This is a genomic window from Chryseobacterium sp. BGA-UO-ETr-SB22 (assembly GCF_059567885.1).
Map to the genome: position 1 here is coordinate 985,892 of NZ_JCAQOV010000005.1, position 18,271 is coordinate 1,004,162.

The 18,271-nt window shown below is 38.4% G+C and carries 15 protein-coding genes and 2 riboswitches; of the genes, 11 read left to right on the forward strand and 4 right to left on the reverse strand.

Annotated features, from left to right (window positions below):
• Positions 1-334: 334 nt before the first annotated feature.
• The gene (locus AC57AW_RS11735; protein WP_496352025.1) at positions 335-772 is read right to left on the reverse strand and encodes a transposase; all 438 of its coding nucleotides are present in this window, start codon (positions 770-772) and stop codon (positions 335-337) included.
• A gap of 441 nt (positions 773-1,213) precedes the next feature.
• Here AC57AW_RS11735 and AC57AW_RS11740 point away from each other — a divergent pair, with 441 nt between their 5' ends.
• The 10 genes from AC57AW_RS11740 to AC57AW_RS11785 all read left to right on the forward strand — a co-directional run bounded on the left by AC57AW_RS11740 (position 1,214) and on the right by AC57AW_RS11785 (position 12,333).
• Positions 1,214-1,756 (forward strand): hypothetical protein, encoded by a 543-nt coding sequence (locus AC57AW_RS11740; protein ID WP_496352026.1) that lies wholly within the window; start codon positions 1,214-1,216, stop codon positions 1,754-1,756.
• A gap of 491 nt (positions 1,757-2,247) precedes the next feature.
• Positions 2,248-2,438, forward strand: a riboswitch (cobalamin riboswitch).
• A gap of 233 nt (positions 2,439-2,671) precedes the next feature.
• Positions 2,672-2,905 (forward strand): hypothetical protein, encoded by a 234-nt coding sequence (locus tag AC57AW_RS11745; RefSeq protein ID WP_496352027.1) that lies wholly within the window; start codon positions 2,672-2,674, stop codon positions 2,903-2,905.
• On the forward strand, positions 2,892-3,788 hold the full coding sequence (prpB, locus tag AC57AW_RS11750) for a methylisocitrate lyase (RefSeq protein WP_496352028.1): 897 nt from the start codon (positions 2,892-2,894) through the stop codon (positions 3,786-3,788). Before AC57AW_RS11745 ends, prpB begins: the two co-directional genes overlap by 14 nt.
• Before the next feature lie 2 nt (positions 3,789-3,790).
• Positions 3,791-4,945: a bifunctional 2-methylcitrate synthase/citrate synthase gene (gene prpC, locus AC57AW_RS11755; protein ID WP_318846219.1), complete on the forward strand. Its 1,155-nt coding sequence runs from the start codon at positions 3,791-3,793 to the stop codon at positions 4,943-4,945.
• Positions 4,946-5,019: 74 nt separating this feature from the next.
• On the forward strand, positions 5,020-6,471 hold the full coding sequence (locus tag AC57AW_RS11760) for a bifunctional 2-methylcitrate dehydratase/aconitate hydratase (protein WP_496352029.1): 1,452 nt from the start codon (positions 5,020-5,022) through the stop codon (positions 6,469-6,471).
• A 105-nt stretch (positions 6,472-6,576) separates the two neighbouring features.
• Complete coding sequence (locus tag AC57AW_RS11765) at positions 6,577-8,073, forward strand: CoA-acylating methylmalonate-semialdehyde dehydrogenase (RefSeq protein WP_496352030.1); 1,497 nt, start codon at positions 6,577-6,579, stop codon at positions 8,071-8,073.
• 97 nt (positions 8,074-8,170) lie between these two features.
• On the forward strand, positions 8,171-9,331 hold the full coding sequence (locus AC57AW_RS11770) for an acyl-CoA dehydrogenase family protein (protein ID WP_496352031.1): 1,161 nt from the start codon (positions 8,171-8,173) through the stop codon (positions 9,329-9,331).
• Between the two features lie 195 nt (positions 9,332-9,526).
• Positions 9,527-10,624: an enoyl-CoA hydratase/isomerase family protein gene (locus AC57AW_RS11775; RefSeq protein ID WP_496352032.1), complete on the forward strand. Its 1,098-nt coding sequence runs from the start codon at positions 9,527-9,529 to the stop codon at positions 10,622-10,624.
• A 39-nt stretch (positions 10,625-10,663) separates the two neighbouring features.
• Positions 10,664-11,548: a 3-hydroxyisobutyrate dehydrogenase gene (gene mmsB / locus AC57AW_RS11780; RefSeq protein WP_496352033.1), complete on the forward strand. Its 885-nt coding sequence runs from the start codon at positions 10,664-10,666 to the stop codon at positions 11,546-11,548.
• Positions 11,549-11,550: 2 nt separating this feature from the next.
• Positions 11,551-12,333 (forward strand): enoyl-CoA hydratase/isomerase family protein, encoded by a 783-nt coding sequence (locus tag AC57AW_RS11785; RefSeq protein WP_496352034.1) that lies wholly within the window; start codon positions 11,551-11,553, stop codon positions 12,331-12,333.
• A gap of 83 nt (positions 12,334-12,416) precedes the next feature.
• On the opposite strand, the gene AC57AW_RS11790 is transcribed toward AC57AW_RS11785, so the two are convergent.
• Positions 12,417-12,878: an Lrp/AsnC family transcriptional regulator gene (locus AC57AW_RS11790; RefSeq protein ID WP_496352035.1), complete on the reverse strand. Its 462-nt coding sequence runs from the start codon at positions 12,876-12,878 to the stop codon at positions 12,417-12,419.
• A 194-nt stretch (positions 12,879-13,072) separates the two neighbouring features.
• Positions 13,073-13,257: riboswitch (cobalamin riboswitch) on the forward strand.
• Between the two features lie 176 nt (positions 13,258-13,433).
• Here AC57AW_RS11790 and metE point away from each other — a divergent pair.
• Complete coding sequence (gene metE, locus AC57AW_RS11795; protein ID WP_496352036.1) at positions 13,434-15,737, forward strand: 5-methyltetrahydropteroyltriglutamate--homocysteine S-methyltransferase; 2,304 nt, start codon at positions 13,434-13,436, stop codon at positions 15,735-15,737.
• Between the two features lie 113 nt (positions 15,738-15,850).
• Here metE and AC57AW_RS11800 read toward each other — a convergent pair whose 3' ends face one another.
• Together AC57AW_RS11800 and AC57AW_RS11805 are read right to left on the reverse strand one after the other, a co-directional pair.
• Positions 15,851-16,648: a helix-turn-helix domain-containing protein gene (locus AC57AW_RS11800; protein WP_496352037.1), complete on the reverse strand. Its 798-nt coding sequence runs from the start codon at positions 16,646-16,648 to the stop codon at positions 15,851-15,853.
• Between the two features lie 126 nt (positions 16,649-16,774).
• Positions 16,775-18,190 (reverse strand): aldehyde dehydrogenase family protein, encoded by a 1,416-nt coding sequence (locus AC57AW_RS11805; protein ID WP_496352038.1) that lies wholly within the window; start codon positions 18,188-18,190, stop codon positions 16,775-16,777.
• Between the last annotated feature and the right edge of the window lie 81 nt (positions 18,191-18,271).

The following is an 18,271-nucleotide window of genomic DNA, read 5'->3' on the forward strand; positions in this document are numbered from 1 at the left end:
AATAACAAAAATTATAAAAGACAACTAAAATTATCAGTAAAAATTTAATTTTCACAAATAAAAATTTTTATACGTTGAATAAAATCCCATTAATAAACATAAATTGATTCATTTAGTTTACTTTTTAAAGTTACTTATTTATTTGCTGTGGTTTATTGAATTATCATAATATGTAATAATTAAGTTTTATATCTATATTGATATAGATAATTATTTATGAAATTTAATAACACTTTTTGAGCTGTCTATTTTCATAGAGCATATGGTAAAATTGTTTTTTCACCTTTAATTGAATGCAGTTATGAGAACTGGAAATTACGAATGTAAAGTGTTACTAATTGAATCCGTTTTTGTATTTACCCATCCATTTGTATAAGGTAGTCTTGGGAATCTTATATTCATTCATGACCTCCTGCTTACTCTTTTTCCCTGTATCAATAAGATCCAGAATGAAAGAAATAATTTCTTGGGTATACAGTTTTTTTCTGAACTGAGGGAGTGAAGATTGGATAGTTGTATTGCTTGTATTTACATTAGCAGGAGGTGCATAGAGTATAAGATAATGTGAATAAACTCTAAAAAAATCATATTCAAGTAAAATACTGAACCGTAAAATAAGATCGCTTTCTATAGATTTTTGGGATAATATTTGAGTTAATTCTTCATCTGTACATTTCAAAAATTTACAGATTCGTATTTGATCTATTTCAAATTCCTTTATTCTTTGGGTGATGAGGTCGCCCATATGAATATTCTTGATATCGTGAATCATCCTTTAGTATTAAATTTGTGTTTTTCTAAAAATATTTGAAGTGAACTATATCATTTCAAATCGTATGCAAAATTATTAATATTGCATAAATACAGGGGTTATCGTAGCTGTCGATAACTGTCAAAACTTATCGAATTTTGTTATTTGCTGGTTAATTTTGGCTTTTTGGGAAAAGTGGTCTATGAAAATGTGAACTTTTAAATCGGATCATTAAAACCTGATTTTTACAGAATAAATTAAGAATAGTTAGCTTTCATTTGCTATCAGAATCATATGTAAAAGTTGTTGCAATAAAGAATTACACCTATGGAATATTAAAAGAGAAAAGGAAGCTCTGTAAAAATTAAGAAGAAGAGATCATATTATTATTGTTTTGTAGTAACCGGATAGAGTAAATTTTAATACCTTTAACTTTCAAATCATTAAAATTCTAAATAATCCATGAAGACGAAACCATTAACTTTCATCTTAATTATCTTTTTTCAACTGATAAGTATCACAGCATTTTCACAGAAAACAGCTGTTCTAAACTCTCTATTAGATAAAAATTCAGAATTTATTTTTCCACAGACTCCCGATAAGATCTCAAAAGCATTGAACATGAAACCTGTGTTTTATGAAGATGCCAATGAAGAAAAATATGTGAAATGGCCTACAAAAACAGGATTGGAACTGTATTGCAGCCTGGGAAAAAGTAATGCTGTTAATGAGATGTTCTTTACCATTTCAGACAATAAACCCGTAGTGGTAGAAGGGCTTCCATTTGGGCTTATCATGAATAAAAGTTCGCTGCAGGACAGCAAAACGAAGTTCAGTAAGTACAGTGCTAAAACACAGAAGCTAGGTTCTGACAGTGAATTTCCAGGAGGTTCAAAACTGATTTTTAAGAAAGGAAAACATTATGCAACCTTGTTTTTTAACAATAAAAATCTGCTAAAATCTTTAGCACTTACCACAGAACTGGTTGATCCGGCTGCCAATTAATTTCAACAGCTTTCAAATACTATAAAATCCGTCATTTTTTGGCGGATTTTTTTTATCCATTCATTCTAAATAATAAGGAGAAAAAAATCTCTGCTTACAAAGCAACACAGCTGCTTTTAGAAAATGGATTGTAGAATAAAGATTCAAGTTTCTTACTAAAAATGATATAAAAAAGATCATTTAATATGAAAAGATAAACATTCACAATTCTTAAAAAAAACAGTTCAAAAAAACACTTCAATTCCAGGGTGAAAAATGACAACGAGGAAGTTATTTCTTTAAAGTTGTTTCATTTTTTCATTATATATCTTAAGAATTTAGTAACGAAAAACGAACGGAATCATCTAAATTACAATGTCTGTTGAATAAAAAATGTATTTTTAATAATAACAAAATCAGTGGGTTATGGTTAAATAATTATTGTTTGCATAAAATATCTTTCACGTTTTTATAAAATACCTATATTTACCACCAAGGAGTTCTTAACATCTTCTTTATCAACCGAAACTGGTTACACTTAGCTGTGTCTTAAAAGGGAATCGTGTGCAAATCACGAACTGTCGCGCAACTGTAAGTAACATCAAGGTTTTTATCAAAAAAGGTCCACTGTATGCCTCGTTATATGGGAAGGACGATAAAAACTGTTACAAGTCAGGAGACCTGCCTATTTCGAATTGACGATGCTTTCGCGGTATGAAGCTTATAGTCAGGTATGATACGATATGGATAACAGTGGGATCAATATATTTTGTCAGCTCGTGTTATTTTGTGATGCAGGTAAGTAGTGGGGCAGTATGCTCTTTCATTATCGTGTATTCATCGTATTTTCCTTTTCCATATTTTTCTTTTCCACAGGCATTGTGAAGTTTATCAGGAACTTTTTATGAGGATTTAATCAATATAAAAAGTTAAAAAATGTACCCATTCGATTTCGGTTATTCATGCAGGAGCAGCAGACTTGGAAATAAACAGGTTTGCAGGGAGGTAATGGTGCATAATTCCGGATTACAAAAAACGAATAAAACAGTTCTGCTTCCTTTTGATTTCCTTTTTACCACATCATGGAATGGTGGCTATTATTGCGTCTATTCATGGTCTTCTGTAAACAAAATTCAACTAAACAATAAATATTATAATGACTACAAGTGAAAGTTTGAAGTCTCCCGGTATGAAATTTCGGGAGGCCATGCGAAAAGAAAGTCCCCTTCAGATTGTTGGTACCATTAATGCCAATCACGCGCTGCTAGCACAGCAGGCTGGGTTCAATGCAATTTATCTTTCAGGAGGCGGTGTTGCTGCAGGCTCTCTGGGTATTCCGGATTTAGGAATTACTACGCTGGAAGATGTATTGATTGATGTTCAGCGTATCACGAATGTTTGCGATGTACCATTGATGGTAGATGTTGATACCGGATTTGGGCCTTCAGCATTCAATGTGGCAAGAACCGTCAAGTCACTGATTAAAGCCGGAGCTGCTGCTTTGCATATTGAAGATCAGGTAGGTGCAAAACGTTGTGGACACCGCCCGGGAAAGGAAGTTGTAACCAAAGAAGAAATGGTAGACAGGCTGAAAGCTGCTGCAGATGCCCGTACCGATGAGAATTTTGTAATAGGTGCCCGTACCGATGCATTTGCTAATGAAGGATTGGAAAAAACATTGGAAAGAGCAGTTGCTTACAAAGAAGCCGGAGCAGATTTCATCTTTGCAGAAGCCGTTCCTGACTTAAGCTTTTACCAAAAGTTTGTTGAAGCTACAGGAGTTCCCGTACTGGCTAATATTACAGAATTCGGGATGATCAGAATGTACACAGTGGAAGAATTAAAAAATGCAGGCGTAGGACTGGTTCTTTATCCGCTTTCGGCTTTCCGTGCCGCCAATAAAGCGGCTCAAAATGTATACGAACACCTTCGCAAAGACGGAACACAGGTCAATGTATTAGATACCATGCAAACCAGAGAAGAACTCTATCAAAGCATTGGATACTACGACTATGAACAAAAATTAGACAACCTTTTTAAACAAAATAATTGATAATGTCAACGAACAGTGAACCCACATTTAAACCTAAAAAAAGCGTTGCGCTTTCAGGGGTAGCAGCAGGTAATACTGCGCTTTGCAGTGTCGGAAAAAGTGGAAACGATCTCCATTACAGAGGATATGATATTCTGGATCTGGCAGAAAAAACGCAATTTGAAGAAGTAGCCTACCTGTTGATCTATGGCCAGCTGCCTACTGGAGCACAGTTGAAAAACTATAAAGCCAAATTAAAATCTCTGAGAGGACTGCCTCATTCTGTGAGAAATATCCTTAAGAGTATTCCTGCAGCAGCCCACCCAATGGATGTTATGCGTTCTATGGTTTCCGCTGTCGGAAGTATTCAGCCGGAAAAAGACGATCATAATATGGCGGGAGCAAGAGATATTGCAGACAAATTACTCGCATCTTTCAGCTCAGGTCTGTTATATTGGTACCACTATACCCATAATGGAAAAGAAATTGATGTAGAAACCGATGATGATACAATAGGAGGGCATTTTCTTCACCTGTTACACGGAAAGAAACCTTCAGATTCCTGGGTAAAAGCAATGGAAATCTCGTTGAACCTGTATGCAGAACATGAATTTAATGCGTCAACATTCACCAGCCGTGTGATTGCCGGTACAGGATCTGATATTTATTCTGCCATTACAGGAGCCATTGGTGCTTTGAGAGGGCCTAAACATGGTGGAGCTAATGAAGTAGCTTTTGAAATCCAAAGCCGTTATCATTCTCCGGATGAAGCAGAAAGTGACATTCGCCAGCGTATTGCGAACAAAGAAGTGATTATCGGATTTGGACACCCAGTGTATACCATTTCAGACCCAAGAAATGTCGTGATCAAAAAGGTAGCTAAAGAACTTTCCGAGGAAGCAGGAGATATGCTGCTGTATACTATTGCTGAAAAGCTTGAAACTGTAATGTGGGAAGAAAAGAAAATGTTCCCGAATCTGGATTGGTTCTCCGCTGTTTCTTATCACTTGATGGGAGTTCCTACCCTGATGTTTACTCCGTTATTTGTCATTTCAAGAGTTACAGGCTGGAGTGCCCACATTATAGAACAGAGACAGGATGGGAAGATTATCCGCCCAAGTGCCAACTATACAGGACCCGAAAACAAAGAATTTGTGTCCATCAACGACAGGAAATAATGGAAATATCAATAGTTCATTTTCAATTTTCCGCTCTTAACTTTTAATTAATTAAAATTTTTCAACAATAAAAAATGAGTTCACACATCTCAAACGAAAGACCACAACCCGATCAGGTATTAACAGACATTGCAGACTATGTCTTAAACTACGAAATTAAAAATGACTTAGCATGGAAGACCGCTCATTACTGTCTTCTGGATACGATTGGCTGTGGTCTGGAAGCATTGACTTACCCCGCATGTACAAAACTTTTAGGACCTGTGGTAAAGGGTACGGTGGTTCCTAACGGAGCAAAAGTACCGGGTACCCAATTTCAGCTGGACCCGATTCAGGCAGCTTTCAATATCGGAGCGATTATTCGTTGGCTGGATTTCAATGATACATGGCTGGCGGCAGAATGGGGACATCCTTCTGATAACCTTGGAGGAATTTTAGCGACTGCAGACTGGCTATCCAGAACCAATATTGCAGAAGGAAAAGCACCTTTAAAAATGAAGCAGGTACTGGAAGCAATGATCATGGCTCATGAAATTCAGGGTGTAATGGCATTGGAAAACTCTTTCAACAAAGTAGGGCTTGACCACGTTTTATTGGTAAAGCTGGCTTCCACAGCAGTAGTAGGAAAGCTGATCGGGTTAAACCGTGATGAAATTATCAATGCCGTGTCACTGGCTTTTGTGGACGGACAGTCTTTAAGAACATACCGCCACGCTCCCAATACAGGTTCCCGTAAATCATGGGCTGCAGGAGATGCTACATCAAGAGCTGTACGTCTTGCCCTGATTGCAAAAACAGGAGAAATGGGCTATCCATCTGTATTGACGGCAAAAACATGGGGATTCTATGATGTTTCTTTCAAAGGAAATGAATTCAAATTCCAGAGAGAATACAGTTCTTACGTAATGGAAAATGTACTCTTTAAAATTTCCTTCCCTGCAGAATTTCACTCGCAGACTGCAGTAGAAGCTGCAATGACATTACACACAACTTTAAGAGGCCTTGGGAAAACAACAGATGATATCAAAAAAATTACCATCCGTACTCACGAAGCAGCGATTAGAATTATCGATAAAAAAGGACCGTTAAATAATCCTGCTGACCGCGACCACTGCATCCAATATATGGTGGCCGTACCATTGATTCACGGAAGATTGACAGCTGCTGATTATGAAGATAACATCGCTTCCGACCCAAGAATTGATGTACTTCGTGATAAAATTGAATGTGTGGAAGATGTTCAGTTTACTACAGATTATCACGATCCGGAAAAACGCTCCATTGCAAATGCGATGACGGTAGAACTTAATGACGGAACTGTTTTAGACGAAATAGTGGTAGAATATCCTATTGGCCACAAACGCAGAAGGGGCGAAGGTATTCCTGAACTGATCAAGAAATATAAAGTTAATCTTGCCCGTATTTTCCCGGAAAAACAACAAAGAACAATTCTTGAAAATTCATTGGAATATGAAACCTTAGTGAATCTTAACGTCAATGAATTTGTAGATCTTCTAGTCATTTAAAATCAATAAGAAAATGGAGAATTGAACTGCAAAACTTTTTTAATAAATAGTCGATGTTTTTTGAAAAATAATCAATTCTCCATTCTCAATTTTTAATTAAAAACTATGTCACAAAAAATAAAAATATTAATCAATGGAAATTTTACAGAAAGTACAACGAAAAACTATCTTCCTGTAGAAAATCCTGCTTCCCAGGAGATCCTGGCAGAAGTTCCTCTCACGGAACTATCTGAAATAGATGAAGCTATTGAAGCCGCTGCGGAAGCCTTCAAAATATGGAAAGAAGTTGCCACTCCGGAAAGAGCAAGACTATTCCTGAAATACCAGCATCTTTTAAAAGAACATCAAAAAGAAATTGCAGAAATTCTCTCTAAGGAAAACGGAAAAACTTTCGCAGATGCTATGGGAGATGTGTGGCGAGGTATAGAAGTCGTAGAACATGCCTGTAATATTCCGACCCTGATGATGGGGGAAACGGTAGAAAATGTAGCAAGAGGGGTAGACACCTACAGTTACATTCAGCCTCTTGGGGTCTGTGCAGGAATTACTCCTTTTAACTTCCCGGCCATGATTCCTTTGTGGATGTTTCCTATGGCAATAGCATGCGGTAATACCTTTATTTTGAAACCTTCTGAGCAGACTCCTATGACCTCTATGAAAATGGGAGAGCTGTTTTTGGAGGCTGGTTTCCCTAAAGGTGTTTTAAATATTGTTCATGGTAGCAAAGATCAGGTAAATCATATTTTGAATCATGCTGACATCAGGGCTATTTCATTTGTAGGCTCTGTACCGGTTGCAGAACATGTTTACCGCACCGGAACTGATAATCTGAAAAGAGTTCAGGCTTTTGGCGGGGCAAAAAATCACATGGTGGTTATGCCGGATGCCAATAAAAATCAGGTGATCAATAATCTGGTGGGAGCTTCCTGCGGTGCTGCCGGCCAGCGTTGTATGGCGATCAGTGTTGCCGTATTGGTAGGAGAGGCACAAAACTGGGTAGAAGATATTAAAACTGCTTTAAGTACAATCAAACCAGGAGTTTGGTCTGATGAATCTGCTGCATTTGGTCCATTGATCAATCAGCAATCCAAAGAAAAAGTGCTAAGGTTAATCAAAAGTGCCTATGATCAGGGAGCAGAAGTTCTGTTGGATGGAAGCGGCTGTACCGTAGAAGGTTATGAAAACGGATATTTTGTAGGGCCCACCTTATTTAATAATGTTTCTGTGGATATGGACATCTACAAAGAAGAAATTTTCGGGCCTGCATTGTTATTGTTAAAGGCAGAAACTTTAGATGAGGCGATCAGAATCATTAATGAAAACCCATACGGAAACGGAACTTCTATTTTTACCAATTCAGGAGCTGCTGCAAGAAAATTCCAGCATGAAATTGAAGTAGGGCAGATTGGCGTTAACCTTCCGATTCCTGTTCCACTGCCGTTTTTCTCTTTTACAGGATGGCGGAAATCATTCTTTGGCGATCTGCATTCTTACGGAAAACAAGGCGTTCGTTTCTACACCGAAACTAAGACCATTACGGCCCGTTGGTTTGAAGAAGATGTGCCGGGAGGAAGTGTAAATATGACCATCAACTTAAAATAAGAGAAAGTAGATCATTGAAAATGATTGTAATGCTCAGTTATCCACTTTTACGTTCAATTATTCATTCTCAATTCAAATAAATTTTCAATACAATATTATGGAGTTTAATCTAAATGAAGATCAGCTGGCATTTCAGGATGCTGCGAGAAAGTTTGCTGAAAAAGAGCTGTTTCCATATGCTTCAGAATGGGATGCTGAGAAGAAATTTCCCAGAGAGGCTATTGGTAAAGCCGGAGAATTGGGTTTCTGCGGAGTATATACCAGTGAAGAAGGAGGAGGGCTGGGGTTATCACGGCTGGATGCTGCTATTATATTTGAAGAATTAGCAGCCGCGTGTCCTTCAACCACAGCCTATATTACCATACACAATATGGTTTCATGGATGATTGATGAATTTGGAAGCGATGAAATCAGAAAAGAACTATGTCCGGATCTTGCATCAGGTAAACTCTTAGGTTCCTACTGTCTTACCGAACCCGGTTCAGGCTCAGATGCAGCAGGTTTGAAAACAACTGCCATAAAAAAAGGAAATAAATATCGTATTAACGGAACCAAAGCATTTATCTCCGGCGCCGGTGAAAGCGATATATTAATTGTCATGGCCCGTACAGGTGAATCTGGTACCAAAGGAATCAGTGCTTTTGTAGTACATGCCGATACTCCGGGAATCAGTTTCGGAGAAAAAGAAAAAAAACTGGGGTGGAATACGCAGCCGACCCGTTTTGTGTTTTTGGATCATGTAGAGGTAGATGAAAAATATCTTTTAGGTACATTAGGGGAAGGATTTAAAATAGCTCTGAAAGGATTGGACGGAGGCCGTATCAACATCGGAACCTGTTCCGTAGGAGCAGCACAGGGAGCAATTAATCAGGCTCAGCGTTATATGCATGAGCGGCGGCAGTTCGGGAAATCATTGGCCCAGTTTCAATCTCTTCAGTTTAAAATTGCAGATATGGCGACAGAATTGGTTGCAGCCCGTCAAATGGTACAGCTGGCAGCATTTAAGCTTGATTCCAAAGATCCCAATGCCACTACTTATTGTGCAATGGCCAAAAGACTGGCTACAGATATGAGTTTCAATATATGCAATGATGCTCTTCAGATCTTAGGCGGTTATGGCTGTACACAGGATTTTCCGGTAGAAAGGCTGATGCGTGATGCCAGAGTACATCAGGTCGTAGAAGGAACCAATGAAATTATGAAACTCGTTATTTCAAGAAAGATCCTTGAAGAAGGAGCTACTTTACAAATAAGATGATAACAGATTTTCATTACTGTAGAATCTTTGATTTTCATCTTATGTGAGCTTTTCTGCGGCATCATTTTAAACTTACTTAAGGGAATTAAAGTATTTTAAAATAAAAACTTTTGTGACTTTTGTGGTTGTATAAAGTTTAGATAACTTTTAAATAATAAATTTCAATTTTCAACTCTCAATTTTTAATTAAATACCATGAGTGTAATTATAACAGAAATAAAAAATAAGGTCGGAATTATTACCCTGAATTCAGAGAAAACGCTCAATTCGCTATCATTGGAAATGATAGAAGAACTTAAAGCCGTTTTGGAAGACTGGAAAACCTCTGATGAAGTAACCTGTATATTCCTTCAGGGAGCTGGTGAAAAAGCATTATGTGCTGGTGGTGATGTAAGAAAATTACATGATGCCATTATTGCACAGCGTACAATAGATGACACAAAAGTTCCGCAGGATTGTTTCGACTTCTTCTCAAAAGAATACGAAGTAGATTATACCATCCATACCTACCCAAAACCTGTCATCGTCTGGGGACACGGAATCGTCATGGGTGGCGGAATTGGTTTAATGGTGGGTGCTTCACACCGAATTGTTACCGAAAAAAGTAAGCTGGCAATGCCTGAAGTTACAATTGGCCTATACCCTGATGTAGGAGGAACCTGGTTTTTGAATAAAATGCCTTCCGCTTATGGCGTTTATTTAGGATTAACAGGCGCAAGATTGGATGGTGCAGATTGTAAATTCTTAGGACTGGCAGATTATTATATAGAATTCTCTTCAAAAGAAACTATTCTGAATGCCCTTCTGCAGGCAGATTGGAACGGAGCATCTCATAAAACTGTTTCCAATATCCTGGAAAATATTTCAAAAGAGGTCATTATTCCTCAGTCTCAGGCAGCATTACATGAGCCTTTTATCAGACAGTTTGAAGGTGTAGATTCTCTGGAGGATTTCAGAAAAATATTAATCAGCCATAATGATAAAGATGAATGGATCAATAACGGTATAAAAAGCTTTGAATCCGGATCTCCAAGTTCGGCACATATTATTTTCAGACAACTGAAACAAGGTAAAGATTTAAGTCTTGAGGAGGTTTTTCAATCTGAACTGAATCTATCCTGTCAATGCTGCATTCACCCTGATTTCGCAGAAGGAGTGAGAGCATTATTAGTAGACAAAGATATGTCTCCGAAATGGCATCCTGCAACATGGGAAGATATTACAGAAGAATGGATCGATTCCTATTTTAAAGAACTGAAAATTGAAAATGAAAAATTGAGAATAGAGATTTAAGTATTACGCTTTGAACGCTCAACTTTAAACTTAAAAATTATGTCAAATATAGCATTCATAGGATTAGGAAATATGGGCGGACCTATGGCCGTCAACCTGATCAAAAAAGGTCATAACGTGGTGGGCTTTGACCTTTCGGAAGAAGCGTTGAAAATATTGGTATCAGAGGGAGGCCAGGCTGCCGAATCTGCTGTAGCAGCTTCTAAGAACGCAGATGTGGTGATCTCAATGCTGCCTTCAGGAAAACACGTTGCTGAACTCTATTCAGAAGAGTTTATAAGCAGCCTGAAACCAAATACATTATTGATTGACAGCAGTACCATTGATGCGGTTACGGCCCGTACAGTGGCTGAACTAGCTGTTTCAAAAGGCTGCAAAATGATAGATGCCCCTGTTTCCGGGGGAACTTCTGGTGCTCAGGCGGGTACACTCACCTTTATTGTAGGCGGTAAACAGGAAGACTACGAAAAAGCCAGGCCGATACTGAAGTGTATGGGGCAGAATATATTTCATGCCGGAGAATCCGGGGCAGGACAGGTTGCCAAGATCTGTAATAATATGCTGCTGGCCATTCATATGATCGGAACTTCAGAAGCCATCAATCTGGGGGTGAAACATGGTCTTAATCCTCAGATTTTAAGTGAGATTATGCAGAAGAGCTCCGGGAAAAACTGGTCGCTGGACGTGTATAACCCTTATCCGGGAGTGATGGAAAATGCTCCGGCTTCCCGTAATTATTCCGGTGGTTTTGCTGTAGATCTGATGACAAAAGATCTTGGGCTGGCCGCAAAAGCAGGTCTGGAAACCAAAACATCCACACCTCTGGGCAATACCGCATTGAATTTATACAGAATGTGGAGCGAATCCGGAAACGGAAAAACAGACTTTTCAAGCATTATTCAATTTCTAAACAGAGACCTTTAAAAATGACTTTTGAAACATTACTATATCAACAGAACGGACATATTGGAACATTAACAATTAACCGTCCGCAGGCTTTAAATTCATTGAATGAACAGGTTTTACAGGAACTGAAATCATTTGCTGACCAGATAAAATCAGATCGAAATATCAGGGTATTAATTATTACCGGTTCCGGAGAAAAAGCTTTTGTTGCAGGGGCTGATATTAAAGCAATGCAGCAGATGACTCCCGCAGAAGCAGAGGCATTTTCAATTGCTGCACAGACCGCTTTTAACGCTATTGAAGAACTTTCTTTTGCGGTGATAGCCGCTGTAAATGGCTTTGCGTTGGGAGGAGGCTGTGAACTTGCATTATCATGTGATATTATTCTGGCCAGTGGGAAAGCAAAATTTGGTCTCCCTGAGGTGACATTGGGATTATTGCCTTGTTTTGGCGGAACCCAGCGTTTGCCAAGAGCTATTGGATTATACAAAGCAAGAGAAATGGTTTTCTCCGGAGAATTTTATTCCGCGGAAGCCTGTAAAGATTTTGGTTTTGTCAACCATGTTTTCGCTCCCGAAGAATTACTGAACGAAGCCCAAAAACTGGCAGAAAAAATTGCTGCAAGAGGTCCTGTAGCTGTGGCAAAAGCGAAACAGTCTTTAAATACAGGATTTGAACTTCATATCACAGACGGATTGAAACAGGAAGCCGTTTTATTCGGAGAATTGTTCACAACAGAAGATCACAATGAAGGCATCGGAGCATTCATAGAAAAAAGAAATCCAGACTTTAAAGGAAACTAATGGATTGGAAGATAGAGAATTGAAAATAATATGGTTTAACTTAAGCATCATCTTCCATTTTCAATTCTCTGTTTTTCCATTACTTAAATGGTCAGCCCATGATTGTTTTTCACCTCAGCCATGACAAATGTACTGTGGGTACTCCCGATAGAATCTACAGATCCCAGTTTGTTAAATACAAAATCCTGATAATGTTTCATATCCAGTACCTGAACTTTCAGAAGAAAATCAAAATCTCCGGAAATATTATAGCATTCAGCTACTTCTTCAATTTCTAAAATTTCTTTTACAAAATCATACCCTACAGATCTGTCGTGAATTTTCAGCTTGATCTGGCAGAAAACTGTAAACCCACGGTTGAGCTTTTCAGCATCAAGAACAGCTGCATATCTTTTCACAAATCCTTCCTGTTCCAATCTTTTTACCCTTTCAAAAACCGGCGAAGTAGAAAGATTCACTTCCTTTGCAAGCTCTTTAACGGTCAGTTTTGCATTTTTCTGGAGCAGCCTCAGCAGCTGTACATCCTTATCATCGAGTTGTTCCACAGAATATTATTCTTTTAGATTATAAAAACAGTCAAATGTAAAGAATTATATGCTTTTATTGGTGTTTTTAAAAGCTTATTTTGCTTAATTAATTGGGTTTGATTGTGTTTTTGTTCTGTATTAGTAATTTTACACAAAATTAAAAACTTTTACTGATGACCATGTTATGAGTAAAAGTACAGTTCTTTAGAGATACTTCATCAAACAGGAAAGGTTTTACTTAACGTAGATTAATAGGGAATCGTGTGAGAATCACGAGCTGTCGCGCAACTGTAAGTAACATACAAAGGTTTCTGTCCTTGGATATCCACTGTCAAAAGCGGGAAGGATGACGGAAACTGTTACAAGTCAGGAGACCTGCCTTTACTGAATTGACAATGCTTTCGCGGTCTGAAGCTTTTGGGTCATACAGATGATATATCGAATGAATACATTTTCTCTGTAAGGGAAATTGTGTTGTTGGTTATATCATGAGCCATGAAATTTTTTATCCGTTAAAACATTACGAAGCATTTTAAAAAGACTTGATATTAAGTTTAATTAAAAAGTTTAAAAATGCAAACTCACATTCTGGGCTATCCGCGTATTGGTAGCAAAAGAGAACTCAAAAAAGCCTGCGAGCAATATTGGTCAGGTAAAATCCTTTTGGAAGAACTTCTGAATACAGGCAGAACGATCTGTAACCAAAACTGGAACATTCAGAAAGAAGCAGGAATAGACCTTATTCCGTGCAATGACTTTTCATACTATGATCAGGTATTGGATATGAGCCTTGTGGTAGGAGCAATTCCTACACGTTATCATGAAGTAGTGCTTAAAAAGAACAACTCTGAGCTGGATCTTTACTTCGCCATGGCAAGAGGATACCAGAAAGATGGACTGGATATCACTGCGATGGAAATGACAAAATGGTTTGATACCAATTATCACTATATCGTTCCCGAGTTTTATAAAAATCAGCAGTTTAAACTGAGTTCAGATAAAATTTTCAATGAATTTGCAGGAGCAAAACAGGCAGGAATCAATGCAAAACCGGTAATCATCGGGCTGGTTTCTTATCTGTTATTAGGAAAAGAAAAAGAAGAAGGATTTGATAAACTGGATCTGACTGCCAATCTTCTTCCGGTATACACAGAGATTTTAACCAAACTTCAGGAGCAGGGCGCAGAATGGATTCAGTTTGATGAACCTTTCTTAGCATTGGATTTAACGGAGAAAGCAAAAGATACCTATCATTTTGTTTACGCTGAAATAAGAAAACGCTTCCCGAAACTGAAATTGATTGTGGCTACTTATTTTGAAGGATTAAATGATAACGGATCACTTGCTGTATCACTTCCCGTGAATGTATTGCATGTAGATCTGGTAAGAAATCCTGAGCAATTAGATGAAATCCTTAAAAGTATTCCTGAAAGCTTAAGCCTTTCATTAGGAGTAGTTGACGGAAGAAATATCTGGAAAAATGATTATGAAAAATCTTTGTCTTTCATCAGAAAAGCAGTTGAGAAATTGGTGTCTGAAAGGGTTTTAATTGCTCCTTCCTCTTCATTACTTCATTCACCATGTGATCTGGATTTTGAAACCACTCTTAATCCGGAAATTAAAAATTGGCTGGCTTTTGCTAAACAGAAAGTGGTAGAAGTGGTAACGCTTAAAGAACTGGCATCCGGAACAGAAAATGAAAAGATTCTTGCCTCTTTTGAAGAAAATAAAAAAGCAATTGCAAGCAGAAGAACATCTTCGCTTATCCATAATGATGAGGTGAAGCAAAGAGCGAATGCTGTTACTGAAAAAGATGCACAAAGGATCAATACCTTCAAAATCCGTAAAGAAGAACAGCAGAAAGTACTGCAGCTTCCTTTATTTCCAACAACAACCATCGGATCATTCCCACAGACTACGGAGGTAAGAAGCTGGAGAGCAAAATTCAAGAAAGGAGAGCTTACGGCAGAGCAGTATGATACTTTATTGAAAGAAGAAACCCAGAGAACCATCAACTGGCAGGAAGAAATAGGGATAGATGTATTGGTTCACGGGGAATTTGAGCGTAACGATATGGTGGAATATTTCGGAGAACAGCTGGAAGGTTTTGTATTTACGAAAAATGGCTGGGTACAAAGCTACGGAAGCCGTTGTGTAAAGCCTCCTGTGATCTTTGGTGATGTTTCCCGCCCCACGCCGATGACGGTATATTGGTCTCAATATGCTCAGTCCCAGACTGAAAAATGGGTAAAAGGAATGCTGACAGGTCCCGTTACCATTTTACAATGGTCTTTTGTACGTGATGATCAGCCTCGTTCAGAAACATGTAAACAGATTGCTCTGGCCATCCGTGATGAGGTTGTAGATCTTGAAAAAGCGGGAATCAGAATTATTCAGATTGATGAGCCCGCGATAAGAGAAGGACTTCCATTACGAAAAACCGACTGGCAGAATTACCTGAAATGGGCTGTAGAAGCTTTCAGAATCTCTGCAAGCGGAGTAGAAGATGCCACTCAGATTCATACCCACATGTGTTATTCGGAATTCAATGATATTATTGAAAACATTGCTGATATGGATGCTGATGTGATTACCATAGAATGTTCCCGTTCTCAGATGGAGCTGCTGAATGCTTTTGCAGACTTCAGATATCCAAACGAAATTGGTCCCGGAGTATACGACATTCACTCACCAAGAGTTCCGTCAAAAGAAGAAATGATTGAATTATTGAGAAAAGCACAAAACGTAATTCCTGCCAATCAACTTTGGGTAAATCCTGACTGCGGGCTGAAAACAAGACACTGGGAAGAAACAGAAAAAGCTTTGATAGCAATGGTGGCAGCTGCTAAAGAAGCTTCCGTAGAATATGCACTTTAAAAAACTTTAAATAATTAGATTCAATTATTCAGATCGTGTTATGATTTTCATGGCACGATCTGTTGTTTTGATTATCCTCGCTTTCAGATACATTTTTTTAGATGAAGTCTAAGTTATTTTGCCTGTAATGAACTCGGCGGATAGCCAAACTGCTTTTTAAAGGCAAAAGAGAAGTGGGATAAATTTTCAAAGCCCAGATCCAGATAAATATCAGAAACCGATCTCCCTTTTTGGGTAAGCAGAAAATGAGCTTCCTTTAATCGTCTAAGCTGCAGCCATTGTCTTGGAGGAACACCAAATATCTTTTGAAAATCTCTTTTAAAGGCAGACAGGCTTCTCCCAGTTAAATAAGCAAACCGCTCTACATTGACATTGAAATGAAAGTTTTTGTTCATAAAAGTTTCAATATCTATTTTGTAAGGCTCAGAGAAATCGAATAAAATGTCTTTAAGACCCAGATCATCGCTCAGCATCAGAAGTAAAGCTTCTTTTTGTTTGAGGCGAAGCAGTTCTATAGAAGCAGGAAGTTCTTCATAAGCCAGCAGTGAGTACATGAAAGACGTTAATGCCTTTTGATCTGGTTTTATAAAAGCTGGAGTATTGTCTTTCTTCTCTGCCTGATAACCATATTCACGGCTGAAATCTCTTAAGATGGCTTCATCAAAATAGATAGTTACCGTTCTTATCTCCCCATTTTTAGGAGGATATTTTGCAAACTTCAGGAGACGGTTTTTTCTCGCAGAATAAAGTTCACCCTCTTTAAATATTGTCTTTGTGATCCCGTCATTCAGTTCCATTTCCCCGGAAAGAACCAGCCCCAGACTGTGGATTCTTGCAAACTGTTCTCCTTCCCTGAATTCTGAAAAATGACAGGAATAATTGATAGGTAAAGGAATATTATTTTCGCTCATGGCTCAGACGGTTATTTCTTGATCGATTCTTTTTCAAACTTACAAAACTTTTTTAGTATCAATGATGAATTGCATAGTGTTTAAATCCTCAAAGCCCGTTATTCACAGACTTTGAGGATTTTACTATCAGGCAAGAATGGTCTTAGGTTCCAGATAAGCTTCCAATCCGAATACCCCATACTCACGGCCGATCCCACTTTGCTTAAACCCACCGAAAGGAGCATAAGGATCATGCGAAAATCCATTGATACAGATTCTCCCGGCATCAATCTGTGCTGCAACTCGCTCTGCATGCTCTTTATCAGAAGAACTGATGTAAGCTGCCAATCCATAAGTAGTATCATTCGCAATAGCAATAGCTTCCTCTTCATTAGTATAAGGAATAATAGACAGCACAGGTCCGAAAATCTCTTCCTGCGCAATACGCATATCATTACGAACATTGGTGAAAATGGTTGCTTTTACAAAATTACCGTTTTCAAGACCTTCCGGTTTCCCTTCGCCGCCTGCAAGAAGAGTAGCACCTTCTTCCTGTCCCAGACGGATGTAGCTTTGTACTCTTTCAAACTGCTTGGCGCTTACCATAGGCCCTACAAGGGTATCTTCTTCATCAGGGTTTCCTACTTTTACCTGTTCTACAGCCTTTTTAGCCAGTTCATTCACTTCATACAATCTGTTTTTGGGAACAAGCAGACGGGTAGGAGCGATGCAGGCCTGTCCGTTGTTCATATACGCTCCGAAAACCGCCATTGGAATAGCTTTTTCCATATCCGCATCTTCAAGAATGATATTCGGGGATTTTCCGCCAAGTTCAAGGGTTACTCTTTTCATGGTATCTACGGCTCCTTTGGCAATAGCTTTTCCTGTAAGGGTAGATCCTGTAAAAGAGATTTTTGCGATATCAGGATGCTGGGTAATTTCTGCACCTACTACATTTCCTAACCCATTTACAATATTGAATATCCCGGCAGGTAATCCGGCTTCATGGAAACATTCGGTAAGCAGCTGGGTTTGGGCAGCACTCATTTCACTTGGTTTGATGACGGCTGTACAACCGGCTGCAATAGCAGTAGCCAGTTTGTTGCAGATGAAACTGTTGCTGGCATTCCATGGAGTAATAATTCCTACCACTCCCAAAGATTCAAAACGTACTTTAGAATGTCCCACTGTCTTTTCAAAGTCATAAGATTCCAGTGTAGTAATGGTTGTGGTAAAGGCTGAAATTGCATTCTGAACACTCATTCTGCAGAACTGTAACGTTCCTCCATATTCATTTACCATCACAGAAACCAACTCATCTTCCCGCTTACTCACCGATTCATGCAGCTTTTGAAGTAAATTGATGCGTTCTTCTTTTGTAGTTTTTGAAAAGGTTTTAAAAGCTTTCTTCGCTGCGGCGATGGCTATTCGGGTGTCTTCTTCATTTCCCAGAACTACTTCTCCTGTTTTTTGATTGTTCGTAGGGTTGATAAGGTCAAATGTTTCTGTTCCATTCGGTGTAACAAATTCACCGTTGATGTAAATTGTATTAATCTGTTTCATTTTGATGATTTTAATACGACAAAGTTCGTCAGAAACAGAAAAGACAGGTTTGCTGTATAGTTCAATTTTTATTTGTTGTAT